We start from the raw sequence: 25,257 nt of genomic DNA, 5'->3' as shown, positions 1-25,257 counted from the left end.
ATCTTTTACGCCGCGGGCGTGGTCTTGGCAGGCGCAGCGGCCGCCGTGGTGGTGGCGCCGGCCGTCGGAGCGCCGACCGTGCCACCCTGGGCCTTCACCCACTCTTCGAACTTGGGCCGGGGCAGTGCCTCGACCACAATCGGCATGTAGCCGTGACGGGCGCCGCACAGTTCGGAGCACTGGCCGTAGTAAACGCCCGGCTCCTTGATGAAGAGCACCTTCTCGTTGATGCGGCCCGGAACGGCGTCGAGCTTGAACCAGAGCGAGGGCACCGCGAAGGCGTGGATCACGTCCGAACCGGTGGTCTGCAGGCGGATCGGCTCACCGGCGGGAACAACCATGCGATTGTCGGCCGCCAGCTGCGGCTGTTCGCCACGCTTCAGCGCTTCGGCATCGGGCAGAATGTTCGAGATCACTTCGAACCCGCCGTTGTCCGGATAGGTGTAGCCCCAGTACCACTGATAACCGGTGGCCTTGACCGTCAGCGCACCCTTGGGCGCCGGGGCATACTGGTGGGCCAACAGACGGATGGAGGGGACCGCGATGCCGACGAGGATAAGGACCGGAATGACCGTCCAGATGATCTCGATGAAGGTGTTGTGGCTCGTCTTCGAGGCGACCGGATTAGCGGCGCGGCGGAAGCGAACCATGACCAGCAGAAGGAGCAGGAGCACGAACAGCGCGATCACGGTGATCACCGGCATCAGGATGTAGTCGTGCATGCGCAGCGCTTCCTCGCCGTTGGGCGAGTACTGATCCTGGAACGTCCAGCCCTTGGCAACCGGCTGACCCTTACCGGCAACCGGCTTCATCGGGACGTAGGAACCCTTGTCGGCAGGTGCGGCAGCGGCAGGAGCCGTGCCGACAGTTGCCGCATCGGGCGCACCCACTGCGGGAGCCGGAGCGGCCACGGCGGCGGGTTCTGCAGCAGCGGCCGGAGCCGGAGCTGCGGCGGCCGCCATCGCCTGGGGCGCGAAAGCAAGCGCTGCCGCAAGGCTGATTGTCCGGATCGCGCCCGTCACGGCGCGGGCAACATGGGAAACACTCATGATCTACCGCTCTCGCTTTTTTGCTTCCGTGCCGGGCGTTTGCCCCGTCACTCCACACCCCGATACCCTTGATTCCACGGGCCTATACGCTCGCTCGCCGCAAGCCTCAAGCGCCTGAGACTATATTTTTGGGGCAATAGGGCTTGCCCTAAAGCTCTAAGGCACAATGCGAATAAGGGGAATCGGGCGCGATTGCCTGCAGTCCGGCGTAGCGCCGCGCCCGCGCGTTCGCTATGGACGCGGGCCTTGACGCACGCCAGCGGGCCCTGCTGCCCGCCCACGATGGAACAACCATGCTCGAAGACGAGATTCTTTCCGAATTCCGCGCCAGTGAAGCGCTGCTTGAAGGGCACTTTCTGCTCTCCTCCGGTCGCCACAGTGCGCATTATCTTCAATGCGCGCGCGTGCTGATGGATCCGATGCGCGCCTCGCGCCTCGCATCCGCGCTTGCCGCCACACTGCCGCGTGATCTGCGCATGACGATTGGCAAGGTGATCTCGCCCGCGATGGGCGGAGTTATCATCGGCCACGAAATGGGCCGTGCGCTTGGCGTCGAGGCGATGTTCGTCGAGCGGCCCACCGGCACGTTCGAACTGCGCCGCGGTTTCTCGTTGAAGGAAGGCGAGAAGGTGTTGATGGTCGAAGACGTCGTCACCACCGGCCTTTCCAGCCGCGAGGCGATTGCCGCGATCGAGGCGGCGGGCGGCGTGGTTGTCGCCGGGGCAGCGCTGGTCGACCGCTCGGCGGGCACGGTGGACCTCGGCGTGCCGTTCTACCCGCTCGTCAGCCTCAATTTCCCGACCTATGCGCCGGACGAATTGCCACCCGAACTCGCCGCCACCCCCGCGATCAAACCCGGAAGTCGCGCGGCCTGATGATTGCGCGAACGAGAGCCACCGCAAAAGCCTTGCCATTGCGCATTCTGGGCGCGCTGTTCGTGTCGATTTTGGCCCCGGCGGCATCGGCGCAGACGCAGGCCACTCCCACGGCGCTCGCAATTGACGAGGCGCGCCTTGCGGCTGCCATGCAGGCGGCAGACTTTGCGGGCACGCTGCTCATCGCGAAAGGCGACAGGATCGTCTTCGAACGCGCCTATGGCACCGTAGAGCCGGGGGGCACCGCACCCCACCGCCTCGGCCGGATCTGGCGCTGGGCTTCGGTGAGCAAGCAGATCACGGCAACGCTGGCGATGCAGGAGGCTGCGGCCGGGCGACTCGATCTCGACCAGCCGATCACACGCTATCTGCCGCGCAGCAAGGCACCCCACGCCGACATTCTGACCTCGCGCATGCTCATGCAGCACGTTTCGGGCCTGCGCAGCACCGATGATGGCCCGCTGGGCACGGATGGCTGGAACCCGTTCTATTCCGCACCGCTCGGCAGCCTGGAAACCGGCGTCCCCTGGTGCGAAGGACCAACCGGAAAACCGGACAGTCCGCCGCCAGCGGCGTTCCGCTATGGCGACTGCGACTTCATCTTGATGGGCGCCGTGCTTGAGGCGATCACCGGCAAGACCTATGCGCAGCTGATCCGGGAGCGCATCGCCAAGCCGCTGGGACTGCGCAGCGTCGGCGTGTTTCCCACGCGCAAGACGACAGTGCCCGGCTTCGAAAGCGGCAAACCCGAATCGCGCGCCTTCCATCTCGAAAACTTCGGGCCCGCTGGTGCGCTTTACGGCACGACCCACGATCTTTTCGCATTCGATCGCGCCCTGATGACCGGCAAGCTGATCCCCTCCGCCCTGCGCGCCCAGATGTGGGACGGCCAGCCACGCTACGGCTATACCGCGCTCGGGCAATGGTCCTATGACGCGGCGATCAAGGGGTGCGAAGGTGCGGGCCTGCACCTTGTCGAGCGGCGTGGCCACATCGGCGGGGTATCCTTGCGCAATATCATTCTGCCCGAGCATGACATGGTGGTGATCATGACCTGGAACCGTGGCGGTGCTGAAGAGGGCTTCGGCGAAGTGTGGCAGCAAGCTGGTCTGGCGCATGACGTGCTGGCCGCAACCCTGTGCAAGGCATCATGACCCAGAGCAGCCCACCCCCTCATCTGCGCCCCCGTTTGCGTCTGGGCGTCAACATCGATCACGTTGCCACGATCCGCAACGCGCGCGGCGGCGATCATCCCGATCCCGTGCGCGCGGCGCAGATCGTTGCCGAAGTCGGCGGCGACGGCATAACCGCGCACCTCCGCGAAGATCGCCGCCATATCCGCGACGAGGATATCGCGCGAATCCAGGCCGCGACCAATCTGCCGCTCAACTTCGAAATGGCCGCGACCGAGGAAATGGTCGCCTTTGCCTTGAAGCACAAACCCCATGCCGCCTGCATCGTGCCCGAACGGCGCGAGGAGCGCACGACCGAAGGCGGGCTCGATGCCGCGGGCCAGCACAACCGCCTCGCCCCCATCGTCAGCCGGCTTGCCGATGCCGGCATCCGCGTCAGCCTGTTCATCGCCCCCGAGCCGCGCCAGATCGAAGCGGCGATGAAGCTCGGCGCGCCGGTGGTGGAACTGCACACCGGCGAATATGCCCATGCCGAAGGTGAAGCGCGTGCAGTGGAGCTGCGCCGCATCGCCGATATGGCCGCGCTGGCCGCCAAGAACGGCATCGAGCCGCATGCGGGGCATGGGCTGACCTATGACAACGTGAGCGCCATCGCCGCGATTCCCCAGCTGGCCGAACTCAACATCGGCCACTACCTGATCGGCGAGGCAATATTTACCGGGCTCGCCCCGGCGGTGCTGAAGATGCGCGAGTTGATGGACGCGGCGCGGTGATCTACCTGAAAGTTCTCAGCGCAACGGTTGCGGCGGCAACTTTTTTTGCCTGCGGGATAATTTCACTCGCAGTCCTGATGACCATAAGCATGAGTCGCAGCGGCCCCAGTCTTGGCGAAGCAATTGCCGAGTTTTGGCCAATCGCGACCGGACTTGTGCTCTCGGCGATATCGCTTGCCACCTTCAGCTTCAAACCAAAGCTCGCACTCGGATGCGCAGCCGGCGGCGCCGCTTCCGCTATTTGGCTTATCAAGATGTTGCTGCCGCAATGATCATCGGCATGGGCTCCGATCTCTGCAACATCGAGCGCATTCAGGCTTCGCTCGACCGTTTCGGCGAGCGTTTTGAACAGCGCGTGTTCACCCCGCTGGAACAGGCCAAGGCGGCCCGGCGCCCCTATACCAAGGCGGGCACGCTGGCGAAGCGCTTCGCGGCCAAGGAGGCTTTTTCCAAGGCCGTCGGTACGGGCTTCAAGGCGGGTGTGTTCATGAAGGACATCGGCGTGGTCAATGCGCCCTCCGGCGCCCCCACCCTTGCGCTCACCGGCGGCGCCGCCGCGCGGCTTGCCGCGATCACGCCTTCGGGCCATGAAGCAGTGGTCCACCTCACGCTCACCGACGATCACCCATGGGCGCAGGCCTTCGTCGTGATCGAAGCGCGTCCCCTATCCTCAGGTGCCGATTGAACGACGTTTCCGATACTGCCGCGCCCGAAGAAGCCGCCTCCGTGGCGGACGTCCAGCAGCCCAGGGTCCAGCCCACCGAGCCCGAGGGCACCAACTGGCTGGCCGAGATGCGCGGCCTCCTACTCATGCTGCTTGCGGTGATCGGCTTCCACAGCTTCGTCGCCAAGCCGTTCTACATCCCTTCGATCTCGATGATGCCCAACCTGCTCGTCGGCGATCAGCTGGTTGTCTCGAAGTACCCCTACGGCTGGTCGTGGGTGTCCGCCTCGCTGCACTTCCTGCCGCGCTCGAAGACGCGGATCCTGCCCGCAACGCCGGCCTATGGCGATATTGTCATCGTCGTCCCGCCAGACCGGGACGAGGACTATATCAAGCGCGTCGTCGGCCTGCCCGGGGATCGGATCGCGGTGGTGAACGGCCAGATCATTCTCAATGGCAAGCCGGTGCCGCAAGTGGCCGAACCCCCGCTGGAGTTGCCGGTCGATCCCAACCAGCCCTGCGATCCCGACGATTTCCCGGGCCTGCGCTACCGTGCCGCCGATGGCAAGCAGGTGTGCGAGCTGCCGATCTTTCGCGAGACGCTGCCCAACGGCGCGACCTACCGGATCATCGACCACCGCCAGCAGCCGCTCGACAACTATCCCGAAACCAAGATCCCGAAGGGATACGCCTTCCTGATGGGCGACAACCGCGACCATTCCGCGGACAGCCGTGCACCGGTGATCGAAAAGGGGCTCGGCGGGCCGGTGCCGCTCGCCGATATCGGCGGGCGTGCGGAATTCATCACCTATTCGCTGAGCGGCACCGAAACGTGGAACCCGCTGACGTGGTATGGTGCCTTGCGAGGATACCGCGCCTCGCTCAAACTGCGCCCGATGATCGTGCAGCCGAAAGCCGCAACCAGACCATGAGCGACACGACCGATCCGGCTCCTGCTTCCGCCCCTGGCCCTTCTTCCAATTCTGGCAGGGCCTCGCACAACGGGGCCGGCCCGAGCGATATTCGCGACGATCTCGTCCGGCAGGAAATCAAGCGCGCGGCGGTGTGGATCGGCATGGCCGGCCTTGCCGCGCTCGCTGTCTATCTGGCGCATCCGCTGCTGGTGATCTTTGGCGGCTTCGTCTTTGCCATGCTGATCGATGGCGGGCAGCGCCTGCTCGGCCGCGTCCTGCCCATCCGCCGCACCTGGCGCATTGCCGTGGTTCTGCTGCTCACGGTCGCGTTCCTCGCCTGGGTGGTCGAATTCGCCGGCAGCCAGATCATGTCGCAAGCCGCGGAAATGCCCCCGCTGGTGACGGCGCAGGCGCAGCGCGCGCTCGATTGGGCTTCCGCCCATGGCCTCACGATGGGCCGCAGCGATGTCAGCAGCCTCCTGCAGCAACTGCTCGGCGGCGTCGGCCAGGTCACGCAGGCGCTCGGCGGCCTGTTCGGCGGCGTCACCACGCTGCTGATCATCGTGATCCTTGGCATCTATTTCGTGCTCGAGCCCGATCTCTACCAGCGCGGTCTCGCCTGGCTGCTGCCGGCCGAAAGCCGCGAATACTTCCACGGCACCACGCACCGCATGGGCCGCACGCTGCGCATGCTGCTGGCGGGCCGCATGCTGGGCATGGTGGTCGAAGGCGTCTGCACCTGGATCGCGCTCGCGGTCTACGGGGTGCCAATGGCCGCGCTGCTCGGCCTGCTCACCGGCCTTCTCGTCTTCCTGCCCAATATCGGCGCGCCGATCTCGGGCCTGCTGATGATCCTCGTCGGCTTCTCGGGCGGCACCGCCATGGGGATCTACTGCATCATCGTCTATGTCGTGGTGCAGACCGTGGATGGCAACGTGATCGTGCCAATGGTGGCCAAGCGCACTGCCGATCTCGCCCCCGCGCTCGTGCTGGGCGCGCAGCTCATCTTCGGGGTATTGTTCGGCATTCTCGGCCTTGCTCTGGCCGATCCGCTCGTGGTCATGCTCAAGATCGCGCTTGAGCGGCAGGCAGAGCACAACACCCGCCGCGACGAAGCGACGGAGTAGCCGCCATGGCCCGCAAGTTCCTCTATTTCGTCGCGCTGCTCATCGTCATGGTGATTGCGGCACTGCTGGCTCTGCGCATCTGGTCTGCCGAGCTCACCCGCTTCGCCTTCGTGCCGCGCGGCGCGTTCGAAGCGCAGCAGCCCTTGCGCGCGGGCGCCTATGATGATCCCGCGATGTGGGTTTCGCGCCCCGGCACCGCCGATGATCCTGCGCAGTATCGCCCGGAGGGCACACCCTCTGCCCCGCATGGCAAGGCCTGGGTCTTCTTCATCCACCCGACAAGCTACCTCGCGCGCGAACACTGGAACGGCCCGGTTGACGACAAGGACACCCGCAACCGCACCGCCCTGTTCGTGCGCGGCATGGCAAGCGCCTTCAACGGCGAGGCGGCGGTTTTCGTCCCCTATTACCGGCAGGCCGCGTTCGGCAGCTTCCTTGTCAACCGGCCCGAAACGCTCAAGGCCCGCAGCCTCGCCTATGGCGACGTCCGCGCCGCGTTCCGGGCCTTCGTTGCCGCCGCGCCCGCCGATGCGCCGATCGTGCTGGCAGGGCACAGCCAGGGCGCGCTGCATCTCCTCCACCTCCTCAAGGATGATGTGAAGGGCACTGCGCTCGCCGAGCGGATCGTGGCGGCCTACATGATCGGCTGGCCGGTCTCGCCGCTGCACGACCTTGGCGAGGCCGGGATGCCCGCCTGCACCGCACCCGCCCAGACCGGCTGCGCGCTGAGCTGGCTGAGCTTTGCCGATCCGCCCGATGCCCGGCTGATGCTCGATACCTACCGCGCCGAGCCTGGGCTTGACGGCAAGCCCAAGGGCCCCGAGCCGATCCTGTGCACCAATCCGCTTACCGGCGGCAGCTTGCAGAGCGCGCCCGGTACTGCCAACCTCGGCACGATGGTCCCTTCGCAGGATCTTTCCACGGGCAAGCTGACGAAGCTCGGTATACCGGCGCGCTGCGACGCGCGCTCCGGCCTGCTGATGATCGGCGATCCGCCCGATCTCGGCCCCTATGTGCTGCCCGGCAACAACTACCATGTCTACGATGTGCCGCTGTTCTGGACCAACGTCCGCGCCGATGTCGCGAAACGCGAGGCTGCGTGGCTGGCCCAGCACCGGGCTCCGAAGTGATCACCACCAGCGCCGCCGAGCTGCGCAGCGCCTTGCCGGATGGCGGCGCGCTGATGGGCCTCGATCCAGGCACCAAGACTATCGGCGTCGCGCTGTGCGACCGCGACTGGCGCTTTGCCACCGCCGGACAGACGATCCGCCGCCGCAAGTTCAGCCAGGACAAGGCCGAACTGCTGACACTCGTCTCGGCGCGCAGCGTGAGGGGCCTCGTCATCGGCCTCCCGCTCCACATGGATGGCAGCGAGAGTCCGCGCAGCCAGGCTGCGCGCGCCATGGCCCGCAACCTTGCCGATCTTGGCCTGCCGATCCTGCTGTGGGACGAACGCTGGACCACCCAGGCCGCCGAACGCGCAATGATCGAGCAGGATTTCAGCCGCGCCCGCCGCGCCGAGCGGATCGATTCGCATGCCGCCGCACTGATCCTGCAAGGCGCCATCGATGCGATGGTGGGCGCCGCGTTCTGATCCGGCATGACAAATGATGGTTGTCAGGCCTGCGGCACACCGGCACTACGCTTGCCATGAGCAAGGATGAAAAGGCTGCCGGCCTGATGAAGACCATCATGCCCGAAGGGTTCGTGTTCGATCCCGAACGCGGTGCGCGCTGGTTCACCCGCGCCGGCCACACCGGCTTTCTGGGCATGGAATACCACGACCACGGCGAGGACTGGATCGAGCTCGCGCTCCCCTGGCGCGAGGATCTCGTCGGTGTCGAGGAGACCGGCGTGCTCGCTTCCGGCCCGATCATCAGCCTGCTCGACAACGCCACCTCGATGTCTGTCTGGACGCGGCAGGGCACGTTCAATCCGCAAGTCACGCTCGATCTGCGCATCGACTATGTGCGTGCCGCCACCCCCGGGAAAACGGTGATCGCCCGCGCCGAATGTTATCAGGTGCGGCGCTCGATGGCCTTCGTGCGCGGGATCGCCCACGATGGCGACATCAGCGATCCGGTCGCGCACACCGCCGGCATCTTCATGCTGGTGAGCAGCGAGGGGTGGGCCAAACCATGAACGGATTTCATCTCCCCCCCTATGCCCGCACCATGGGCATGGAAGTCGATCATGTCGAAGACGGCGGCGTCCCCGTAATCGCGATGGATTTCGCCGGGCGCGTGCAGGGCCGCCCGGGGTTCCTCCACGGCGGCGCGATCGGCGGCCTGCTCGAAATGGCCGCCCATGCCGCGCTGCGCGCCGAGCTTGATCGGCAGGGCAGCGCTTTCCGCATCAAACCGATCAACATCAGTATCGAATATCTGCGCGGCGGGGTGGAGGAAAGGACCTTTGCCCGCGGTGAAGTGATCCGCGCCGGCCGCCGCGTCGCCAATGTGCGGGTAGAAGCCTGGCAGGGTGACAGAACCAGGCTGGTGGCGAGCAGCTGGATGAATTTCCTGCTTGCTCCACCGAAGGAAAATTGAACAAAAAGAGCTTGATTGCGATCAGTAGGAACCCGATCCGACGCGGTTTCAACCGAATTATCTTGCAATTTTTGCACAGCGTTTTAAAGAAAAGGTGCCTTACGTCGATTGCGACGGAATTTGACGTCTGCTTGGTCAGCGTCCTTTCCTTTTCATGATGCTTGGCTTTTTCAACCGGCAAGCGCCGGTCTTCCAATGCTGCTCTCGTTGAAGTGAGACGGGCATCGACGATTTCTCCCAGGTTGCGGGAACTGTGTTCCCTCTCCTCGAACGACCCTCGATTTCCTTTCAAGTGACGACCTGACGCACGACCCCGTCGGCATTCGCGCCGGCGGTCACTCCCGTTTCTTGAAAGGAAGCGACCATGACTATCGGAACCGTAAAATTCTTCAACGAAGACAAGGGCTATGGCTTCATCCAGCCGGATGACGGCGGCAAGGACAGCTTCGTCCACATCTCCGCCGTGCAGGCCGCTGGCCTCGCCACGCTGAGCAAGGACCAGCGCGTGAGCTATGACGTCGAGACCGGCCGCAACGGCAAGGAATCCGCGATCAATCTCGCCAGCGCGAACTGATCGAGGCAAGCCCGCAGCAACCGGCCATCGGCAATCTGTCGGCCGGTTGCTTCGGGCACCTACTTTTGAGCTGCCCCCTGTCCGGAGTCGATGTTGATGGCACTGTCCTACGAATTCCTCATCGAACGCGCCGAACAGTCCGCCTCCGAAGCGGCTGGTGCCCTGCTCGACAACGTGCGTGACCGCGCGCTGCGTGCCGAAAAGGCCTGGCGGACCATGGCGACAGACCTGCGTGAAGTGGCCGAGGGGCGGGAGCGCGCGCGTCTGGAACGGCTCGCTGCCGCAGTCGCGACCACCTGAATGAAGACCCCGCCCGGTCTCGATCTACCCCAGCTTTTCGCGGCGCTGGAGGTTTCAGACATTGCCGCGATCAACGGCATCGCCAGCCTTGCCAATATCCTGCGCCTGCGCGGCCTTCTCAGCATCACCGAGGCCTCTGCACTGCATCAGAGCATGAGCCTTCCGCTCAGCCTGCCGCGCCACGCCGACAACCTGGCGGTGCAGGAAATCCAGCAGCATCTCGACCAGCTCTTCGCGCACATCGTCGCGCCGGACTAAGCGGCAGCCTCGATCACCACCACAATCCCGCCGTGCGGCTCGGCGTCGCCGGGCGCAAGGCGCATGGCATCCGCGCGCACCCGTGCCAGCACGGCAGCTGCCACACGGGGCCCCGCAACCACCGCATCGGCCTGCCCCAACAGTCGCGCCTCGCGCAGCGTCAGGTCGTCCGGATCGTCGGACCGCAGGGCGATGACGAACCGACCCGATGCACCGTCAGCCGCGCCCGCAAGCCAGCCTGCCACATCCCGGCCTTCGCGCAGCGGATCGAGCGCGCCGCCGTCCTCCAGCGCCGCATCCAGTGCCCGCCGGCGTTCGGGCCCGGTCGGCCAACGCGTGCGCATGGCACCGCGCGCGGCATAAAGCGCCTCTGCCAGCGCCCCCAGTCCTTGCGGCAGCATCCGCTCCAACCGCAGCCGCAGCGCCTTGGCGAGGCCCGCCGAAGCCCCGCCCGTCCCCACCGCCACGATCACCGGATCACGGTCGATGATCGAAGGCGTGGTGAAATCGCACAGCGCGGGCTTGTCGACGACATTGACCAGCAGACCCGCCCCGCGTGCGCGGATCGCGTCGGCCTGACAGGCCCCCTCATCCTCGTGTGCAATGAACGCGAGCCGCGCGCCGATATCGATTCCCTCGGCCAGGTCCTCGATCACCTTGCCGCCCGCGCGCAGCACCAGCCGCCGCTTGGCCTCGGCCGCCTCGCCATGCCCCAGCACCACCACCGGCTGCCCGGCAAGGCGATGAAACAGCGGGAGGCTGGGGAGGCTCATGCCGGCAGCCTCACGCCAGCCAGTCCGGCACGCGCTCGGCGGAAAGGATGGTTGCCGGTTCGATCCTGTCCGCCACAACGGCCCACTTGCCGCCGTCCACCATAACCTCGGGCACCATCGGGCGCGAGTTGTAGGTGTTGGCCATTGTCGCGCCATACGCGCCAGCGGTGCGGAACACCGCCAGATCGCCGCGCGCCACCACGTCGATTTCGCGCGCCATCGCGAAAGTATCGCTCGATTCGCAGATCGGGCCGACGATGTTGGCCGTCATGGTCGGCCCCGTGGGCGCCACCGCGCTGAAATCATGCCAGGCATCGTACATCGCCGGGCGCGCCAGATCGTTCATCGCCGCATCGACCACGACCCACGGATGCAGCGCCCCCTGCTTCACCCGCACGACTTCTGTGAGCAGCACGCCGGTGTTGCCAGTGATTACCCGGCCCGGCTCGAACATGAGTGTAGCGTCCCAGCCTGCCGTCACACGCGCCACCATCGCGGCATATTCGGCCGGCTGCGGGAAAACGTCCCCTGCCTTGTAGGGTACGCCCACCCCGCCGCCGAGGTCCATGTGCGTCACCGCAAAACCTTCGCCCCGGATCGCCTGCATCAGCGCCCCGGCCTTGGTGAACGCAGCCTCCAGCGGGTCGAGCTTCGCCAGCTGGCTGCCGATATGGAGCGCCAGACCGCGCAGGTTGAGCCCCGGCAGCGCCGAGAGGCGCGCATAGATGCCGCCCGCCCGGTCAAACGGCACCCCGAACTTGTTCTCCGCCTTGCCGGTCGAGATCTTGGCGTGTGTGCCCGCATCGACATCGGGATTGATGCGCAGCGTGGCGGTCGCGACAAGGCCCATGCTGGCGGCGATTTCGGCCAGCTCGATACCCTCTTCCTCGCTTTCGAGGTTGAATTGCCCGCAGCCCACAGCCAGCGCCCGGCGCATTTCCGCCGCCGTCTTGCCCACGCCTGAAAACACCACGTCCGCCGCCGGAATGCCTGCGGCCAGCGCGCGCTCCATCTCGCCCGCCGAGACGACATCGGCGCCATAGCCTTCTGCCGCCAGCACCTTGAGCACGGCGAGGTTAGGGTTCGACTTGACCGCGAAGGCGAGGTGGACCTTGGGCAGCACCTTCAGCGCATCGCGGAACACGCGGGCATGGCGCGTCAGCGTCGCACGCGAATAGACATAGACAGGCGTGCCGACTTCGGCGGCGATCACGGGCAAGGGCACGTCCTCGGCATGAAGCACGCCGCCGCGATATTCGAAATGATCCATCGGAAATTCCTGGAAATTGGGGACCGGCCGATGGCCGGGAAATACCTGTCAGTCTTCGGGGGGGAGGTCGAACGGATCGTCCTCGCGGTCCTCGGACCGGCTACGCAGCTCGATGTTGCGCTGCGGTTTGGCCTGGACCGGCGGGGTCAGCAACACGTCCGCACTCGGCTTGTCCGCGCGGCCATAGGGTGCGGGCGGCAGCGCATGATCCTTGAGCGGCAGCAACTCGCGCCGCGCACCGCATCCGGCGAGCGCGAGAGCCAGCAGCAGAACGGGCAGAACCTTGCGCATCAGGAGGCGGTGTCCTTTGGCAGACCCAGCGCTTCACGCGCTTCCGCCACGCGTTTCAATACCTCAACCGGCGCGGTTCCGCCATGGCTCGCGCGGGCGGCCACGCTCGCTTCCACCGAAAGCGCGGCAAACACACGTTCATCCACGCGCGGGTCGATCGCCTTGAGGTCCGCCAGCGCCAGCTGATCGAGCGCTGCGCCGCGGCTTTCCGCCAGCTTCACCGCAGCGCCAGTGATGTGGTGCGCTTCCCGGAAGGGAATGTTCGCCTGCCGCACCAGCCAGTCGGCAAGGTCGGTCGCGGTCGCGTAGCCCAACTCGGCCGCGCCGCGCATCCGCTCCGTGCGGAACGTCGCCTCCGCCACCATCCCGGTCATCGCCGCGATGGACAGCGCAAGCAGCGAGGCCGCTTCGAACACGGGCGGCTTGTCGTCCTGCATGTCCTTCGAATAGGCGAGCGGCAGGCCCTTCATGGTGATCATCAGCGCGGTGAGGCAGCCGACAATCCGCCCCGAATGGCCGCGCACCAGCTCCGCCGCATCGGGGTTCTTCTTCTGCGGCATGATCGAACTGCCGGTCGAAAGGCTGTCCGGCAGCGTGACGAAGCCGAACGGCTGGCTCGCCCAGATCACGAATTCCTCCGCAAGGCGCGAAAGATGCAGCGAGCACTGCGCCGCTGCCATCAGGAAATCGAGCGCGAAATCGCGGTCCGAAACCGAATCGAGGCTGTTGGCGGTCGGCCCGTCGAACCCGAGTGCCCTGGCCGTCGCATGGCGGTCGATCGGAAAACCCGTTCCGGCCAGCGCCGCCGCCCCCAGCGGGCACTGGTTCATCCGCCGCCGCGCATCGGCAAAACGCGAACGGTCGCGCCCGATCATCTCGTAATAGGCCATGAGGTGATGGCCGAGCGTGACGGGCTGCGCGGTCTGCAGATGGGTGAAGCCCGGCATGATGCTGGCGGCATGTTCGCCCGCGCGCGCCACCAACGCCACCTGCAACGCCTGGAGCGCCGCCTCGGTCTGGTCCACCGTATCACGCACCCAGAGGCGAAAATCGGTCGCTACCTGATCGTTCCGGCTGCGCGCGGTGTGCAGCCGTCCCGCCGCCGCACCGATCAGTTCGGCGAGCCGGTTTTCGGTCGTCATGTGGATGTCCTCGAGGTCCCAGTTCTCGGGAACCCCGCTCGCTTCATACTCGGCCGCCACCTGATCGAGACCGCCGGCAATGAGCGCGGCATCTTCCGCCGTTACGATCCCAGCCTCGCCCAGCATGGCCACATGGGCCTTTGACGCGGCGATATCCTGCCGCCACAAGGCCTTGTCGAAGGGAATCGAAGCGTTGATCTCGCGCATGACGGCCGAAGGGCCCGCCGCGAAGCGCCCGCCCCACATCTGGTTGGAGCCTGAATTGCCGCTCATGTCGCCGCGTCCGCTTTGCTCTCTGGTCCCGCTCGTCGCCGCGGTCCTTCTTGCCGGGTGCGATAGGCAAACCCCGGCGGACGCGCAACCGCAGAGCAGTACTGCGGCGCCGGCATCAGCGCCGGCAGAAGGCAAAGGTTCGTTCAACGGCACGCTCGACATCAGCAATCGCGGCGCAGCGCTGCCCGATTTCACCTTCACCGATCCTGCCGGCAAGAAAGTCCGCACGCTGGATCTCAAGGGCAAGCCGCTGCTGATCAACCTCTGGGCCACCTGGTGCGGGCCTTGCGTGCTGGAAATGCCGACACTCGACGCGCTCGCCGCGGCAAAGGCAGGCAAGCTAACGGTCCTCACCGTCTCGCAGGATCTCGATCAGGCCGCCGCTGTCGATGCCTTCTTCAAACAGCGCAAGCTCGCCCATCTCGCGCCCTGGCTTGATCCCGAAAACGCGCTCAGCCAGCACTACAACACCGGCGTCCTGCCCACGACCGTGCTCTACGATTCGAACGGCAAGGAGGTCTGGCGGATGATCGGGTCGCATGACTGGTCCGGCCCGCGCACCGACGCGATGCTGGCTGACACGCTGCCTTGAGCTGCTTGGGCTAAACCTGCTTGCGCCCCGCGAGCCTTTTGGCAAGACGTCCCCCGGGCGTCCTCTTGATCCGAAAACTGGTGGGCGGTGAGGGGCTCGAACCCCCGACCCTCTCGGTGTAAACGAGATGCTCTACCAACTGAGCTAACCGCCCCGGCATGCCGGAAGCCGCGCTCATGCTGGGTTTTGCGCTCCGCGTCAATCAGCCGCGTGCGAGGCTGAAACCGTGTCTAGCATGCCATCGAGAAGGCCGGTTGGCCGGACATCTCGGAGCAAGCCGCCCGACTTGCCTCAAGCTGCCACGCCAAGGGCCGAGCGCTTGAAGCCTTAGAGCACCGAGTGGCTCGTCGTCAGCGGCGGCGGCAGATCGCGGCCCACGGTCTCGACCAGTTCCTCGTGTGAGATCGGCGAGTGGAACGCGACGCCAACGTCGAGCCCATTGCTCCACACGATCTGCCCGAACAGCTCCTGCCCCGGCCAGCGCAGCAACACATCGCGGCCTTGACGCGGCGGTGGACTGCACAGACTGATCCGCGCGCCCGTTTGGGAAAGGTCCTGCAGCACGCCGTCGATCCGGCTCGCCACTGAAATCAACTGCAACGGACGTTCCGTCTCGATGCGTGGATAGCGACGGCGATTGCCGAACCCGCTCGGTCGACCAGTCAAAATTGTCATCGCGCGGGAGCCCGTCCGGCAGGTTGCGCAAGCAGGTCACAGGTGCTCATGTCCACGCCGCGCTGGCGAAGAGCCCAGTTGCGGCACCAGTCGAGCGCATCGATCGCACCGATGAACGCACGCCGCTCGGTCCGGTTGAAGCCGCGCAGCGCCCCGGAACTGTCGCACAGCCGCAGCCAGAAGGGACGCCCGCGGCGAACGGCCTCGTCGATCGCGCAGAGGGTCTCGAAATAGCCGTTGATCGAAATGCGACCAGCCTCATACTTGTTGAACGCATCTTCCAGTGCCACGAGCACAGCGTCATACTTTTCGATTTGTTGCGCTATGTCGCGCTGAAGCCGAGTCCAAACGAACTCCATTCGAACCTCACTCGAACTCAAGGATTGATCAGCAGGCTTTTTGTCGAGACATTGAAAGTGTTGTTCAGCGAATTGCTGAAAGCGTGGAGCGATGCGATCATCGCGACGGCGATCAGGGCCGCAAGGAAGCCCATCTCGACCATGGTTGCGCCGCTGCGGTCTTGGACCAGCAAACGCTGCAGGAAGCGCACCATCATGTCCGCGGCCCCGGCGCAGTGTCACCGGAACGGCCGGCTGCCTTGCCTGCGGCGAATATTGCTCCGCTTCCCTGTTGGATTTCTTCCATGAAAGCCCCCCATCGTTGGGCTGAATCTAGGAACTGGCCGTTAATCCGGGCCTTTGGCGGCGATCACCAGAAGGGCTGATTCTGCCGATATTTTTCAGGCCGCCGGTGAACACCCGTCCGCCCATGGCAGCGCGCCGATTTATCCTTGTTTATCGGAGATTTCGCACATGCCAGCAGCTGCCAACCGAACCTGGGACGATGCAGGCCGTGATCCAGAGGGCCCTTGCAAGCAATCGCCCCCTGGTTCTGCCGCTGGGAATCTGCGTAGCTCCACTTAGGCCGCCCGAAGCCGGGGCTGACAGCAGACAGACACAATTCGTCACGGAGCGGACGACGTCAGGCAATCAAAAGACATCATCGCAGGGACAGCTCGAACAACGGAGTCGTTCCATGCTGCTTGCCTCGCTTGCTCTGTCCGTCGCCCTGCCTGCCTCCCCCGGCCTGCTTGCCGCTGCGCCCACGCGCGCCGTGTCCGCACCGTGCAATCCTGATCCCATGAAGAGCATCGGCTGCGCTGCGCAGCGCCACACGCCGTCGCCGCGTCCGACCGCAGCTTCGGCCCCCATCGCCTGCAACCCCGATCCGCTGAAGGGGGCAGCTTGCCATCACCGCGTCGCGCTCGCCCGCGCCGAGGCCCGCACCAAGCCCGTGCGCGACGAGGAACTCGCCGCCGCCGATTGAGCCGCACGCGTCCACCCTCTGCCATCGGGGGGGGCTTGCCGCCTCCCCCACCCCTCTCTAGGCTTGGGATCAGGCCATGACTGCACCTTCCATTCTGCTGGTTGAAGACGACGTCTCGCTGCGCATGCTGACCGCGCGGGCCCTGCGGGAGAACGGCTATGCCGTTCGCACGGCAGCGACGGGTGCGGAAATGTGGGTGATGCTGGAGGCCGAGCCCGCCGAACTCGTCGTGCTGGATATCATGCTGCCCGGCGCCAACGGCATCGAACTGTTCCGCAAGTTGCGCCGCCAGAGTGAAGTGCCGATCATCTTTGCCTCGGCGCGCGGCAGCGAGGAGGACCGCGTCCTCGGGCTTGAGCTTGGCGCGGACGACTACATCGCCAAACCCTACAGCGCACGCGAGCTCATCGCCCGCATCGGCGCCGTGCTGCGCCGCGGCGGCGGCGAGGGCGCGACGAAAGGCGATGAGCGCACGAGCGAAGTCCACTTCGAAGGGTGGACGTTGTCGCTATCCCGCCGCGAACTGCGCTCGCCCAGCGGCGCGATGGTGGATCTGACCGGCGCCGAGTTCGATCTGCTCGCCACCTTCGTCAGCCACCGCCAGCGTGTGCTTGGCCGCGAAAGGCTGATCGAACTGTCACGCACGCGGCTGGGCGACAGCTCGGACCGCAGCATCGACGTGCTGGTCAGCCGCCTGCGCCGCAAGCTCTCCGCCAGTGGCGGCGAGCCGCCGATCGTGACGGTGCGCGGTGTCGGCTACATGTTCAAGGCGGAAGTCCGGCGGGGGTGAGACGCCAGAACCGCCTGGGTTTCCGGCGCCTCGGCTTGACCGAACGCCTGCTGGCGATCCTGCTGCTGGTGGCGGCCGTCGATTTTCTCGCCAACACGTACCTGTTTGATTCGGCGACCACGACGGCGGTGCAGCGCGATGATGCCGCCCGCATCGGCGAGCTTCTCGCGCTGGCCGCGCGCGCTGTCTCGCGTGAGGTGCCGGCGCGGCGGACGGAAGCAGCACGGGCGCTCGCGACCCGCCATTTCGAACTCGAATGGAAACCAAGCGCCGCGCCGGGCGAACTGCGCTCGCCTGATCCCGCACTCGCCACGCGCATTCTGGCTGCAGGACCGGAGTTGGCGGCAGAGGGCCAGAGGCTCATCGTGCGCCACACGCATGGCAGCCGCGATGTGACCGGCATCGTCGTGCTGGCCGACGGCAGTGCCTTGGGCTTCCGCACCTATGCGGGGGAGATCAGCCTGCAGCTGTCCTTCTGGCAGATCCTGCCAATGCTGCTCCCCACGCTGCTGCTCGGCGCGTTAGCGTGGCTGATGTTCCGCGCAACAATGCGGTCGCTGCAGACCCTGGTGAAAGCGCTGCGCCATATCGAAACGCCGAGCCCCGGCGGTCTACCCGAGCAGGGCCCCGATGAAGTGCGCCGTCTGATCCGGGCTTTCAATCAGATGCAGCGCCGCATCCAGCGCCAACAGGCGGAACGCACCCAGTCGATGCTGGCAATCGGCCACGATTTGCGAACGCCACTGGCGAGGCTGCAGCTGCGGTTGGACGGCGCTGCCCTGGAAGAAGAAACCCGCGCCGAGCTTGAGCACGATATTGGCGAGATGCGCCACCTTCTCGAATCGCTTCAGGCCTTCGTCGAGGCGGGCGGCACCCAGATTCCGCCGCAGCGCATCGATATCGCGATCATGGCGGCAACCCTCGTCGACAGCGCCGCCGATCAGGGCCTCGATGCGCGCTACGACGGGCCGGACAGTTTCGAGATCATGGCCCGCGCGGTCTCGATCCGGCGCGCGATGTCGAACCTCATCGACAATGCGCTGCATTATGCCGGTAATGTCCGCGTCACGCTTGCGCGCGCAGGCGATGCGGTCGAGATCCGGGTCGAGGATGATGGCCCCGGCATTCCGCAAGACCGCCTGGAAGAGGTGTTTCAGCCGTTCTTCCGCCTGGATACGGCGCGTACGCGCGATACGCCTGGGATGGGGCTCGGGCTGTCCATCGTGCAGGCAGCGGTCAAGCTCGAGGGCGGCACACTGACGCTGCACAACAAAAGCCGGGCCGATGGCGCGGGGACGGGGCTTGCCGCCATCATCCGCCTGCCGCTTCCCGCAGGAGCCAAGCCTGCGTAAGGCGGAAGCTGTTGCCAAAACGCCGCAGGCAGAGTTTTTTGCATTGCAGCACATCGAGCAACATTCAGATACATTGCAGCAATCAACCAGCAAAGCCGGTGCCGTAAGTATTACGGCACCGCACAGGACGTGACACCGCTCGGCGAGAGGTCATGCCGGTGGGGCGCAGGCAGGAATGGTATCCTTAGCTCGGGCTCGGTCCCAGGGAGGTCGTTCCACATGAAGTTCCGTCTTGCCACCATGGCACTTATACCCGCCGTTTCCGCGCTCTCCGCAACCGCGGCGCACGCCGAGGAAACCGCTCCTCCCCCGGCGCTCCTCCCAGCCCTTTCCGGCCCGCTCAGCTATAACCCCGAGCCGATCAGCGTCGATCTGGCAGGCTCCAAAGTCTATGTCACCGCCATTGGCAGCGGCTATCTCGGCACGCAGTCCAACACCACGCCGGGTGTGGACAGCAGCTTTGCCGATCTCTCGAACGCGCAGGTGATCGTGCAGAAGCCGGAAGGCGTTTTCCAGTTCCTCGTGCAGGCCGGCCTCTACAACCAGGAAACACTGGGTGCTGCCTTCGTCAAATCCACCGACTACACCAGCAACAGCTATGGCGTGGTGCCACAGGCCTGGGTAAAGATCGCGCCCTCGTCCACGTTCAACGTGCAGGCCGGTATCCTGCCCACACTGATCGGGCTGGAAGCGCCCTTCACTTTCCAGAACACCAATATCGAACGCGGTATCCTGTGGGGCCAGGAAAACGTGATGACCCGCGGTGTGCAGGCCAATCTGACGGCCGGCAAGCTGAGCTTCAGCCTCGCCTACACCGATGGCTTCTTCTCCGGCAAGCTCAACTGGTTGTCGGGTATTGCCAGTTATGTCGACGGGCCGCACACCCTCTCGGTGGTGCTGGGCGGCGCGCTCAGCAAGAACTATCGCTCCACCTTCAACACACCCATGGTGCAGAACAACAGCACCATGCTCAACGTGATCTACAGCTACTCAGGCAGCAAGTGGCTGCTGCAGCCGTATTTCCAATATGCCTGGGTGCCGGACCTGCCGCACGCAGGCACCACCAAGGCTCAGAATTTCGCCGTCGGCCTGCTCGCCAAGTACAAGATCGACGATCACTGGAGCCTTCCGGTGCGCTTCGAATACATCGATAGCAACCGTCCGAGCGCCACAGCAGCGAACTTCCTCTACGGTCCGGGTTCCAAGGCCTACAGCTTCACCGTGACACCCACCTACACATGGGACCGCTTCTTTATCCGGCCGGAATTCTCCTATGTCCGCGCCGGCGACATCGCCCCGGGCGCTGCCTTTGGTGCCGCGGGCCTTAACAAGGAACAGGTGCGCGGGCGGCTGGAGATGGGCGTGATGTTCTGATCGCATTCACGATGTACGCAACCTGTCCCCCCGGCCAGCGCCGGGGGGGCCTTTTTATTGGCGATCAAGCAAGGCAGTCGCTCAACTGCGCTGCCCAGCACCACAGTCGCTAGGATGAGCTCCCCCGCAGCGGCCAGCAGGCCAAGCCCCGGCCGCCGGCGTGAACGGCAAATGCCGCGTGCACCCAGCTAGGCAAGCCATGATAGGTGCGCGCAGCGAGCGGAGCATATTTATGAGGTATCCGCAGTGCGGAACACAATTTTTCCGCAGAAGCCAAGGAATTGCCATCTGCCGTGGGTAAAGGTGCGAACCTCCCGGTGAAGCGGGGGGGACCAGAAGGCTCGCACCCATTTGCGACCGCGAAGAGGAGCTTTGCTCCATCGACCCGATGGCTCAGAAGTGGGCTCGGGTCCCCCGGCTCTCAACCTGTCCGGGAGGGCAATCCCATCCGTTCCGGCGAGGCCCTCAAAGCCCCGCTTCGATAGCCATGCGAATGGCATCCGCGCTGGTGCGCACACCCAGCGCCCGCAGCACTGCGGCGCGGTGCAGCTTCACTGTGCGTTCGCTGAGGCCCAGTTCGTAGGCGATCTGCTTGTTGAGCCGGCCTGCCGCGATACATTCGAGAATCTCGCGCTGGCGGCGCGAAAGCGAGGCGACCTTCTCGCGCGCCTCGACCGCGCGGGCGCTCGGCACGCTGTCTGCCGCGCCGGCAATTTCCACCTGGCTCCCGAGGAACCATTCCAGCTCGCCTGCCGCATCGAAAATCGGCGCGATCATCACTGCGTTGCGGAATGGCGTCCCATCACGCTTGTAGTTGAGAAGTTCGACCATAACCGGCACTTTGGCTGCAATGCCGTCGCGCAGCTGCTGGGTCAGCTCCGGCTCGGTGCCCGGCCCGCGCAAGAAGCGGCAGTTGCGCCCGATGATCTCCTCACGACCGTATCCGGTCAGGTCCATGAACGCCTGGTTGCAATCCACGATAGGATTGTCAGGCAGACGGGGGTTGCTCACCACCGCAGCCACGAGGCTGTTCTCAATCATTGCGCCAATTGCCATATGTCTTCCCTTCGGCTCCGGCGCGCCTTGCGCAATTGCCCTTAGGTCCATGTTCCCAAAAACCGGCCCTGTCCCGATCCTTAGACCCAAGATAGCTGCATGGGTAAACCCATTTGTGACGGTGCTGCAAGATGCGCCGCGCGGATTTCTGCCCTTTTTGCGCAGTACATGCGTTGCCCGACTTGGCGCGCACCACACCACTCGCCGATGGAGCGCACGCATGAATTACGTAAATCACGAGTTCGAGGCGCGCGATGAGGATGGCAAACTGATCGTTCCCGAACCTGTTCAGGAAGCGATCCGCACTTTGCTGCGCTGGGCGGGTGACGATCCGGAACGCGAGGGGCTTGCCGATACGCCTAGCCGCGTCGGCCGCGCGTGGCGCGAGTATTGCGCGGGATATGATGAGGATCCCGGCCAGCATCTGCGCCGCACTTTCAGCGAAGTGGCCGGCTATGATGAGGTGGTCCTGCTGCGCGATATTCCCTTCCAGTCGCATTGCGAACATCACTTGGCACCGATCACGGGCACTGCTTCTATTGCGTATCTGCCGCGTAACCGCGTCGTCGGCATTTCAAAGCTGGCACGCGTGCTGCACGGCTATGCACGCCGTCTGCAGATCCAGGAGCGGCTTACCAGCGAAGTCGCCACCTGCATCTGGGACAACCTCCAGCCCCACGGCGTTGCTGTGGTGATCGAAGCCCAGCACGGTTGCATGACCGGACGCGGCGTGCGCACCCCGGGCGTCGGCATGGTCACCAGCCGCATGCTGGGCTGCTTCCTCGAGGATGACAGCAGCCGCAAGGAAGTGCTGTCGCTGATGGGTCGCAAGTAACGGCGCCCAGAAGATGCCCAGCGTTGCCATTGTCGGGGCCGGAATTGCCGGCCTCTCCTGCGCCGATGGTCTTGCGGCCAAAGGCTGGCAGGTCACCCTGTTCGATAAAGGTCGTAAGGCCGGCGGACGCATGGCATCGCGCCGTGTTGAAACGTCCAAAGGCGAAGCCAGCTTCGATTTCGGCGCGCAATATTTCACTGTGCGCGACACGGGCTTTGCTGCTCAAGTCGCGCACTGGGAACAGGCAGGGCTTGCCGTGCGCTGGCCGAAAGCGGGTGCCGATGCGTGGATCGGCGTTCCCGCCATGAACGCTGTCGTGCGCGACATGGCGGCGCGGCATGATGTGCGCTTTGGGCACCATGTCAGCGGTCTTGCCCATGAAGGCAGCCATTGGCGTCTGCTCGGCGAAGGGATGCCGGGCGAGCAGTTTGATGCGGCGGTGCTTGCACTGCCTGCCGAACAAGCCGCGCCGATCCTCACGCTCCACGATTTCGAGCTCGCGCGCACCGCGCTGTTCGCGCGGTCCCAGCCGTGCTGGAGCGGCATGTTTGCGTTCGACGCCCCCTTGCCCCATCGCGAAGATATTCTGCGGGATTCCGGCATCCTTGCCTGGGCTGCGCGTGATAGCGCCAAACCCGGGCGGGCCGGCCCGGAAAGCTGGGTCGTCCAGGCCACGCCGCAGTGGTCCACTGCCCATCTTGAACGCCAGCCGGAAGATATCGCCCCGCACCTCCTGACCGCACTGGCCGAGGCAACCGGCGCTGGCGCATTGCAGCCGCTGGCGCATTCCATCCACCGGTGGCGTTATGCCCTTTCGGCGGGAACCGGGCTTGGCTGCTTATGGAACGACAAGCAGCGAATCGGCGCCTGCGGGGACTGGCTGCTTGGTCCGCGCGTTGAATGTGCGTGGATCTCCGGCCGCATGCTTGCCGACCGCATGCTCGGCGCGGCACGCGAAGCCGCTGCCTGAAGAAAAATTTCGTCGTACTTGTCTGGGAAGGCGGCTTCTGGCGCGGGTTAGGGATGCCGCGCCATACGACGGTTAACGTTGTCGGAATGCCGCTTTTCTAGCCTTTGCCTAGGTAAAAGCGGCCGAGGAACGTTTACGCGTTGGCAGGAACTTTGCGCGAGGTGGACGCCATCCAACCGCAAGGGCCTTCCCGATGTCTGATCTCTTCCAGTTCGTGATCAACGGCGACAGCATTTCGATGTTCAAGGTGGAGGACGATGGCACCGAACCGGTGCATCTGCGCCAGAACCAGGCGCTGACGTTCGACGCTGCAACCGGCGACATCACGCTAAAGTCCACCTTTGCCGATCACATCGCGCTTGGCCTGTTTCAGCAGACCCCGGACACGACGGATGATGCCTCGCTTTACGTCGGGGCCGGTCTCTCGTTCACCACGCTCGACGGCACGCCGGTTCGTCCCGGCGATGGCGCGCATGGCGGCCCCGGTGGCGACACGCCCGGCAGCGTTTCCGACGATCAGGACCTTGATGGCAATCCGAACGACGTCATCCGGGCGGGCGACCAGGGCGGCGACCACCACGGCGGTGGCGGCGACGATCAGGTCGAAGGCGGCCGTGGCAACGACAATCTGTTCGGCGATGACGGCAACGACCATCTTTCGGGTGGCCGTGGCGACGATGACCTGAACGGCGGCATCGGCAACGACAGCCTGCAGGGCGGTACTGGCAACGATACCCTTTCGGGCGACGACGGCAACGACACCGAGCAGGGTGGCGCGGGCACCGACCACGTGTCGGGCGGCGCGGGCAATGACGTGGTCGGCGGCGGCAGCGGCGCTGACACCGTCTCCGGCGACGATGGCAACGACAAGGTCGCCGGCGGTGCGGGCAACGACGTCGCCAGCGGCGGTGCCGGCAACGACAAGGTCGACGGCGGCCTTGGTGACGATCAGGTTTCGGGCGACGCGGGCAACGACCTGCTCCTCGGCCGCGATGGCAGCGACACCCTTTCGGGCGGCGACGGCAACGACCGTGAGCAGGGCGGCATCGGCGACGATCACCTTGCGGGCGATGCCGGCAACGACAAGCTCGATGGCGGTGCAGGCAACGATACGCTTGACGGCGGCGCGGGCCGCGACGTGATGCACGGTGGTCTCGGCGCGGACACCTTCGTGTTCACGGCCGACAGCTTTGCCAGCGCCACGGGCAAGGGCGCCGACCTTATCCTCGATTTCAGCCACGCACAGGGCGATCACATCGATCTCTCCGCGGTCGATGCCGATCTCGGCACTGACGGCGATCAGGCCTTCAGCTTCATCGGTACGGCCGACTTCAGCAACACCGCGGGCGAACTGCGCTACGAAGTGAAGGGCGACCATGCCTTCGTTTCGGGCGACCAGAACGGCGATGGCGTGGCCGACTTCACCATCCGCCTGGCCGACGTGACCAGCCTCGACGTGACGGACTTCGTGCTCTGAACACGCACTGACCGATCCCGGGAGGGGATGCGCGGCGGGGGGCAGGTCCTGGAAGTGGGACTGCCCCCCGCTTGCGTTCGCCTTGGCGGTAGCGCCGCTCCGCTGCAACTGCAGGCAATCGGCGCGGATCGCCGGCCACCTCTTGCCCGGCAGACTGGCTTGAGCCGACCTCCGCTGCAACCCACCTTTGCAAGCGGCACAGGACTTGACACCACCCCGCCATGTCGGAGCCGTGCATCCCCGCTGCTGCGAGGCCTTACGCAGCATGGCTGGACGCGTTCGCTCCCCTTGGGCTTTGCCCCATTCGGCACTGTGGTGGTGGCACCTGCTCATGTGGCGCCTCTCCAAGCGGACATCGTGTCCGCGCGGAATAAACAAGGCCTTGCTGGAACGCGGCAGTCGCTTCCCCATCAGCCTAAAAGACTTTAAACGGAGCCGCATGGCGACAGCTCCAACGCATCTCAAGCTCAAGCTGCAGATCCTGTGCGGCGATGCCATCGCGATGGGGCCCGGCAAGGCGGACCTGCTCGATGCGATCGCGGCGGAAGGTTCAATCTCCGGCGCGGGTCGGCGCTTGGGAATGAGCTATCGCCGGGCCTGGCAACTCGTCGACCTGATGAACCGCTGCTGGAGCGCGCCGCTTGTCGAAACCTCACCCGGCAGTGCGCGCGGTGGCGGGGCAAGGCTGACCGCCGAGGGCATCGCGGTATTGGCCGCCTATCGTGCGCTGCAAGACGTTCTGGAAGCCCGCGCGGCAGGGCCGGAACTGGCCGCTCTGGAAGCGCGGCTCCGCAGCCGCCCCTTGCGCAGCCAGGCCGAACGGCAGGACACCGTCGCCGAGGATTGAG

Annotated in this window: 32 protein-coding genes and 1 tRNA gene; 23 read left to right on the top strand and 10 right to left on the bottom strand. The window is 65.5% G+C overall.

Annotation, left to right across the window (positions count from 1 at the left end; translation table 11 throughout):
- Window positions 1–5: 5 nt before the first annotated feature.
- Window positions 6–1,049, bottom strand: a complete 1,044-nt coding sequence (gene coxB, locus AQZ52_RS06770) for a cytochrome c oxidase subunit II (protein ID WP_067907617.1) — start codon at window positions 1,047–1,049, stop codon at window positions 6–8.
- 293 nt (window positions 1,050–1,342) lie between these two features.
- On the opposite strand from coxB, the gene pyrE reads away from it, so the two are divergent.
- The 14 genes from pyrE to AQZ52_RS06700 all read left to right on the top strand — a co-directional run bounded on the left by pyrE (window position 1,343) and on the right by AQZ52_RS06700 (window position 10,213).
- Window positions 1,343–1,924: an orotate phosphoribosyltransferase gene (gene pyrE, locus AQZ52_RS06765; RefSeq protein ID WP_067909599.1), complete on the top strand. Its 582-nt coding sequence runs from the start codon at window positions 1,343–1,345 to the stop codon at window positions 1,922–1,924.
- A 62-nt stretch (window positions 1,925–1,986) separates the two neighbouring features.
- A complete protein-coding gene (locus tag AQZ52_RS06760; protein WP_169793721.1) occupies window positions 1,987–3,078 on the top strand; it encodes a serine hydrolase domain-containing protein in 1,092 nt (363 codons plus the stop codon).
- The gene (locus AQZ52_RS06755) at window positions 3,075–3,830 is read left to right on the top strand and encodes a pyridoxine 5'-phosphate synthase (protein WP_067907611.1); all 756 of its coding nucleotides are present in this window, start codon (window positions 3,075–3,077) and stop codon (window positions 3,828–3,830) included. Before AQZ52_RS06760 ends, AQZ52_RS06755 begins: the two co-directional genes overlap by 4 nt.
- Complete coding sequence (locus tag AQZ52_RS06750; RefSeq protein ID WP_156424802.1) at window positions 3,827–4,102, top strand: hypothetical protein; 276 nt, start codon at window positions 3,827–3,829, stop codon at window positions 4,100–4,102. The genes AQZ52_RS06755 and AQZ52_RS06750 overlap by 4 nt, the downstream gene beginning before the upstream one ends.
- Window positions 4,099–4,515 (top strand): holo-ACP synthase, encoded by a 417-nt coding sequence (gene acpS, locus AQZ52_RS06745; RefSeq protein WP_067907605.1) that lies wholly within the window; start codon window positions 4,099–4,101, stop codon window positions 4,513–4,515. Before AQZ52_RS06750 ends, acpS begins: the two co-directional genes overlap by 4 nt.
- A 41-nt stretch (window positions 4,516–4,556) precedes the next feature.
- Window positions 4,557–5,426, top strand: coding sequence for a signal peptidase I (gene lepB / locus AQZ52_RS06740; protein ID WP_067909596.1), 870 nt, complete (start codon window positions 4,557–4,559; stop codon window positions 5,424–5,426).
- The gene (locus AQZ52_RS06735; RefSeq protein ID WP_082697602.1) at window positions 5,423–6,535 is read left to right on the top strand and encodes an AI-2E family transporter; all 1,113 of its coding nucleotides are present in this window, start codon (window positions 5,423–5,425) and stop codon (window positions 6,533–6,535) included. Before lepB ends, AQZ52_RS06735 begins: the two co-directional genes overlap by 4 nt.
- A 5-nt stretch (window positions 6,536–6,540) precedes the next feature.
- On the top strand, window positions 6,541–7,665 hold the full coding sequence (locus AQZ52_RS06730; RefSeq protein WP_067907604.1) for a DUF3089 domain-containing protein: 1,125 nt from the start codon (window positions 6,541–6,543) through the stop codon (window positions 7,663–7,665).
- Window positions 7,662–8,129, top strand: coding sequence for a Holliday junction resolvase RuvX (gene ruvX / locus AQZ52_RS06725; protein ID WP_067907602.1), 468 nt, complete (start codon window positions 7,662–7,664; stop codon window positions 8,127–8,129). The genes AQZ52_RS06730 and ruvX overlap by 4 nt, the downstream gene beginning before the upstream one ends.
- A gap of 56 nt (window positions 8,130–8,185) precedes the next feature.
- On the top strand, window positions 8,186–8,677 hold the full coding sequence (locus tag AQZ52_RS06720) for a PaaI family thioesterase (protein WP_067907599.1): 492 nt from the start codon (window positions 8,186–8,188) through the stop codon (window positions 8,675–8,677).
- Window positions 8,674–9,081, top strand: a complete 408-nt coding sequence (locus AQZ52_RS06715; RefSeq protein ID WP_156424801.1) for a PaaI family thioesterase — start codon at window positions 8,674–8,676, stop codon at window positions 9,079–9,081. The genes AQZ52_RS06720 and AQZ52_RS06715 overlap by 4 nt, the downstream gene beginning before the upstream one ends.
- 364 nt (window positions 9,082–9,445) lie before the next feature.
- Window positions 9,446–9,655 (top strand): cold-shock protein, encoded by a 210-nt coding sequence (locus AQZ52_RS06710; protein ID WP_067907594.1) that lies wholly within the window; start codon window positions 9,446–9,448, stop codon window positions 9,653–9,655.
- Between the two features lie 96 nt (window positions 9,656–9,751).
- Window positions 9,752–9,955, top strand: coding sequence for a hypothetical protein (locus AQZ52_RS06705; protein ID WP_067907591.1), 204 nt, complete (start codon window positions 9,752–9,754; stop codon window positions 9,953–9,955).
- A complete protein-coding gene (locus AQZ52_RS06700; RefSeq protein WP_067907588.1) occupies window positions 9,956–10,213 on the top strand; it encodes a hypothetical protein in 258 nt (85 codons plus the stop codon).
- On the opposite strand, the gene AQZ52_RS06695 is transcribed toward AQZ52_RS06700, so the two are convergent.
- From AQZ52_RS06695 to argH, 4 genes are read right to left on the bottom strand one after another with little or no spacing between them, the layout of a single operon-like run.
- Complete coding sequence (locus AQZ52_RS06695; protein ID WP_067907586.1) at window positions 10,210–10,986, bottom strand: precorrin-2 dehydrogenase/sirohydrochlorin ferrochelatase family protein; 777 nt, start codon at window positions 10,984–10,986, stop codon at window positions 10,210–10,212. The two genes, AQZ52_RS06700 and AQZ52_RS06695, sit on opposite strands and share 4 nt — an antisense overlap.
- A 10-nt stretch (window positions 10,987–10,996) precedes the next feature.
- Window positions 10,997–12,256, bottom strand: a complete 1,260-nt coding sequence (gene lysA / locus AQZ52_RS06690) for a diaminopimelate decarboxylase (protein WP_067907583.1) — start codon at window positions 12,254–12,256, stop codon at window positions 10,997–10,999.
- Window positions 12,257–12,304: 48 nt separating this feature from the next.
- Window positions 12,305–12,547, bottom strand: a complete 243-nt coding sequence (locus AQZ52_RS06685) for an argininosuccinate lyase (RefSeq protein WP_067907579.1) — start codon at window positions 12,545–12,547, stop codon at window positions 12,305–12,307.
- Window positions 12,547–13,962, bottom strand: a complete 1,416-nt coding sequence (gene argH / locus AQZ52_RS06680; RefSeq protein WP_240481474.1) for an argininosuccinate lyase — start codon at window positions 13,960–13,962, stop codon at window positions 12,547–12,549. Before argH ends, AQZ52_RS06685 begins: the two co-directional genes overlap by 1 nt.
- On the opposite strand from argH, the gene AQZ52_RS06675 reads away from it, so the two are divergent.
- The gene (locus tag AQZ52_RS06675) at window positions 13,961–14,554 is read left to right on the top strand and encodes a TlpA family protein disulfide reductase (RefSeq protein ID WP_067909590.1); all 594 of its coding nucleotides are present in this window, start codon (window positions 13,961–13,963) and stop codon (window positions 14,552–14,554) included. The two genes, argH and AQZ52_RS06675, sit on opposite strands and share 2 nt — an antisense overlap.
- A gap of 78 nt (window positions 14,555–14,632) precedes the next feature.
- Here the strand turns inward: AQZ52_RS06675 and AQZ52_RS06670 are convergent.
- From AQZ52_RS06670 to AQZ52_RS06655, 4 genes are all read right to left on the bottom strand, one after another.
- Window positions 14,633–14,708: transfer RNA gene (locus AQZ52_RS06670), tRNA-Val, on the bottom strand.
- Between the two features lie 173 nt (window positions 14,709–14,881).
- Window positions 14,882–15,229 (bottom strand): PilZ domain-containing protein, encoded by a 348-nt coding sequence (locus AQZ52_RS06665; RefSeq protein ID WP_082697600.1) that lies wholly within the window; start codon window positions 15,227–15,229, stop codon window positions 14,882–14,884.
- Complete coding sequence (locus tag AQZ52_RS06660; RefSeq protein ID WP_156424800.1) at window positions 15,226–15,519, bottom strand: hypothetical protein; 294 nt, start codon at window positions 15,517–15,519, stop codon at window positions 15,226–15,228. Before AQZ52_RS06660 ends, AQZ52_RS06665 begins: the two co-directional genes overlap by 4 nt.
- An 86-nt stretch (window positions 15,520–15,605) precedes the next feature.
- The gene (locus AQZ52_RS06655) at window positions 15,606–15,785 is read right to left on the bottom strand and encodes a Flp family type IVb pilin (protein WP_067907567.1); all 180 of its coding nucleotides are present in this window, start codon (window positions 15,783–15,785) and stop codon (window positions 15,606–15,608) included.
- Window positions 15,786–16,264: 479 nt separating this feature from the next.
- Here AQZ52_RS06655 and AQZ52_RS06650 point away from each other — a divergent pair, with 479 nt between their 5' ends.
- From AQZ52_RS06650 to AQZ52_RS06635, 4 genes are all read left to right on the top strand, one after another.
- Window positions 16,265–16,555: a hypothetical protein gene (locus AQZ52_RS06650; RefSeq protein ID WP_067907564.1), complete on the top strand. Its 291-nt coding sequence runs from the start codon at window positions 16,265–16,267 to the stop codon at window positions 16,553–16,555.
- 76 nt (window positions 16,556–16,631) lie between these two features.
- On the top strand, window positions 16,632–17,345 hold the full coding sequence (locus tag AQZ52_RS06645; RefSeq protein WP_067907561.1) for a response regulator transcription factor: 714 nt from the start codon (window positions 16,632–16,634) through the stop codon (window positions 17,343–17,345).
- A 35-nt stretch (window positions 17,346–17,380) separates the two neighbouring features.
- Window positions 17,381–18,697 (top strand): ATP-binding protein, encoded by a 1,317-nt coding sequence (locus AQZ52_RS06640; protein WP_240481473.1) that lies wholly within the window; start codon window positions 17,381–17,383, stop codon window positions 18,695–18,697.
- A 219-nt stretch (window positions 18,698–18,916) separates the two neighbouring features.
- A complete protein-coding gene (locus AQZ52_RS06635) occupies window positions 18,917–20,071 on the top strand; it encodes an outer membrane beta-barrel protein (protein ID WP_067907558.1) in 1,155 nt (384 codons plus the stop codon).
- 465 nt (window positions 20,072–20,536) lie between these two features.
- Here AQZ52_RS06635 and AQZ52_RS06630 read toward each other — a convergent pair whose 3' ends face one another.
- Window positions 20,537–21,127, bottom strand: a complete 591-nt coding sequence (locus AQZ52_RS06630) for a LuxR C-terminal-related transcriptional regulator (RefSeq protein ID WP_067907555.1) — start codon at window positions 21,125–21,127, stop codon at window positions 20,537–20,539.
- A 220-nt stretch (window positions 21,128–21,347) separates the two neighbouring features.
- On the opposite strand from AQZ52_RS06630, the gene folE reads away from it, so the two are divergent.
- The 4 genes from folE to AQZ52_RS06610 all read left to right on the top strand — a co-directional run bounded on the left by folE (window position 21,348) and on the right by AQZ52_RS06610 (window position 25,256).
- A complete protein-coding gene (gene folE, locus AQZ52_RS06625) occupies window positions 21,348–21,962 on the top strand; it encodes a GTP cyclohydrolase I FolE (RefSeq protein ID WP_067907552.1) in 615 nt (204 codons plus the stop codon).
- 13 nt (window positions 21,963–21,975) lie between these two features.
- Window positions 21,976–22,932 (top strand): NAD(P)/FAD-dependent oxidoreductase, encoded by a 957-nt coding sequence (locus AQZ52_RS06620; RefSeq protein WP_067907549.1) that lies wholly within the window; start codon window positions 21,976–21,978, stop codon window positions 22,930–22,932.
- Between the two features lie 193 nt (window positions 22,933–23,125).
- Entirely contained in the window at window positions 23,126–24,409 is a 1,284-nt protein-coding gene (locus AQZ52_RS06615; protein ID WP_067907546.1) for a calcium-binding protein, read from the top strand.
- Between the two features lie 439 nt (window positions 24,410–24,848).
- Window positions 24,849–25,256, top strand: coding sequence for a winged helix-turn-helix domain-containing protein (locus tag AQZ52_RS06610; RefSeq protein ID WP_067907543.1), 408 nt, complete (start codon window positions 24,849–24,851; stop codon window positions 25,254–25,256).
- Window position 25,257: the final 1 nt, after the last annotated feature.

The organism is Novosphingobium fuchskuhlense, from assembly GCF_001519075.1.
Taxonomy (GTDB): Bacteria; Pseudomonadota; Alphaproteobacteria; order Sphingomonadales; family Sphingomonadaceae; genus Novosphingobium; species Novosphingobium fuchskuhlense.
This window is presented reverse-complemented; position numbering and strand designations above follow the sequence as displayed.

Bases quoted from the DNA above. Each gene is read 5' to 3' on its own strand.
- coxB (WP_067907617.1), bottom strand. From the start codon at position 1,049: ATGAGTGTTTCCCATGTTGCCCGCGCCGTGACGGGCGCGATCCGGACA.
- pyrE (WP_067909599.1), top strand. From the start codon at position 1,343: ATGCTCGAAGACGAGATTCTTTCCGAATTCCGCGCCAGTGAAGCGCTG.
- AQZ52_RS06755 (WP_067907611.1), top strand. From the start codon at position 3,075: ATGACCCAGAGCAGCCCACCCCCTCATCTGCGCCCCCGTTTGCGTCTG.
- acpS (WP_067907605.1), top strand. From the start codon at position 4,099: ATGATCATCGGCATGGGCTCCGATCTCTGCAACATCGAGCGCATTCAG.
- AQZ52_RS06735 (WP_082697602.1), top strand. From the start codon at position 5,423: ATGAGCGACACGACCGATCCGGCTCCTGCTTCCGCCCCTGGCCCTTCT.
- AQZ52_RS06730 (WP_067907604.1), top strand. From the start codon at position 6,541: ATGGCCCGCAAGTTCCTCTATTTCGTCGCGCTGCTCATCGTCATGGTG.
- AQZ52_RS06720 (WP_067907599.1), top strand. From the start codon at position 8,186: ATGAGCAAGGATGAAAAGGCTGCCGGCCTGATGAAGACCATCATGCCC.
- AQZ52_RS06715 (WP_156424801.1), top strand. From the start codon at position 8,674: ATGAACGGATTTCATCTCCCCCCCTATGCCCGCACCATGGGCATGGAA.
- AQZ52_RS06710 (WP_067907594.1), top strand. From the start codon at position 9,446: ATGACTATCGGAACCGTAAAATTCTTCAACGAAGACAAGGGCTATGGC.
- AQZ52_RS06705 (WP_067907591.1), top strand. From the start codon at position 9,752: ATGGCACTGTCCTACGAATTCCTCATCGAACGCGCCGAACAGTCCGCC.
- AQZ52_RS06700 (WP_067907588.1), top strand. From the start codon at position 9,956: ATGAAGACCCCGCCCGGTCTCGATCTACCCCAGCTTTTCGCGGCGCTG.
- AQZ52_RS06695 (WP_067907586.1), bottom strand. From the start codon at position 10,986: ATGAGCCTCCCCAGCCTCCCGCTGTTTCATCGCCTTGCCGGGCAGCCG.
- lysA (WP_067907583.1), bottom strand. From the start codon at position 12,256: ATGGATCATTTCGAATATCGCGGCGGCGTGCTTCATGCCGAGGACGTG.
- AQZ52_RS06685 (WP_067907579.1), bottom strand. From the start codon at position 12,547: ATGCGCAAGGTTCTGCCCGTTCTGCTGCTGGCTCTCGCGCTCGCCGGA.
- AQZ52_RS06675 (WP_067909590.1), top strand. From the start codon at position 13,961: ATGTCGCCGCGTCCGCTTTGCTCTCTGGTCCCGCTCGTCGCCGCGGTC.
- argH (WP_240481474.1), bottom strand. From the start codon at position 13,962: ATGAGCGGCAATTCAGGCTCCAACCAGATGTGGGGCGGGCGCTTCGCG.
- AQZ52_RS06665 (WP_082697600.1), bottom strand. From the start codon at position 15,229: ATGACAATTTTGACTGGTCGACCGAGCGGGTTCGGCAATCGCCGTCGC.
- AQZ52_RS06655 (WP_067907567.1), bottom strand. From the start codon at position 15,785: ATGATGGTGCGCTTCCTGCAGCGTTTGCTGGTCCAAGACCGCAGCGGC.
- AQZ52_RS06650 (WP_067907564.1), top strand. From the start codon at position 16,265: ATGCTGCTTGCCTCGCTTGCTCTGTCCGTCGCCCTGCCTGCCTCCCCC.
- AQZ52_RS06645 (WP_067907561.1), top strand. From the start codon at position 16,632: ATGACTGCACCTTCCATTCTGCTGGTTGAAGACGACGTCTCGCTGCGC.
- AQZ52_RS06635 (WP_067907558.1), top strand. From the start codon at position 18,917: ATGAAGTTCCGTCTTGCCACCATGGCACTTATACCCGCCGTTTCCGCG.
- AQZ52_RS06630 (WP_067907555.1), bottom strand. From the start codon at position 21,127: ATGGCAATTGGCGCAATGATTGAGAACAGCCTCGTGGCTGCGGTGGTG.
- folE (WP_067907552.1), top strand. From the start codon at position 21,348: ATGAATTACGTAAATCACGAGTTCGAGGCGCGCGATGAGGATGGCAAA.
- AQZ52_RS06620 (WP_067907549.1), top strand. From the start codon at position 21,976: ATGCCCAGCGTTGCCATTGTCGGGGCCGGAATTGCCGGCCTCTCCTGC.
- AQZ52_RS06615 (WP_067907546.1), top strand. From the start codon at position 23,126: ATGTCTGATCTCTTCCAGTTCGTGATCAACGGCGACAGCATTTCGATG.
- AQZ52_RS06610 (WP_067907543.1), top strand. From the start codon at position 24,849: ATGGCGACAGCTCCAACGCATCTCAAGCTCAAGCTGCAGATCCTGTGC.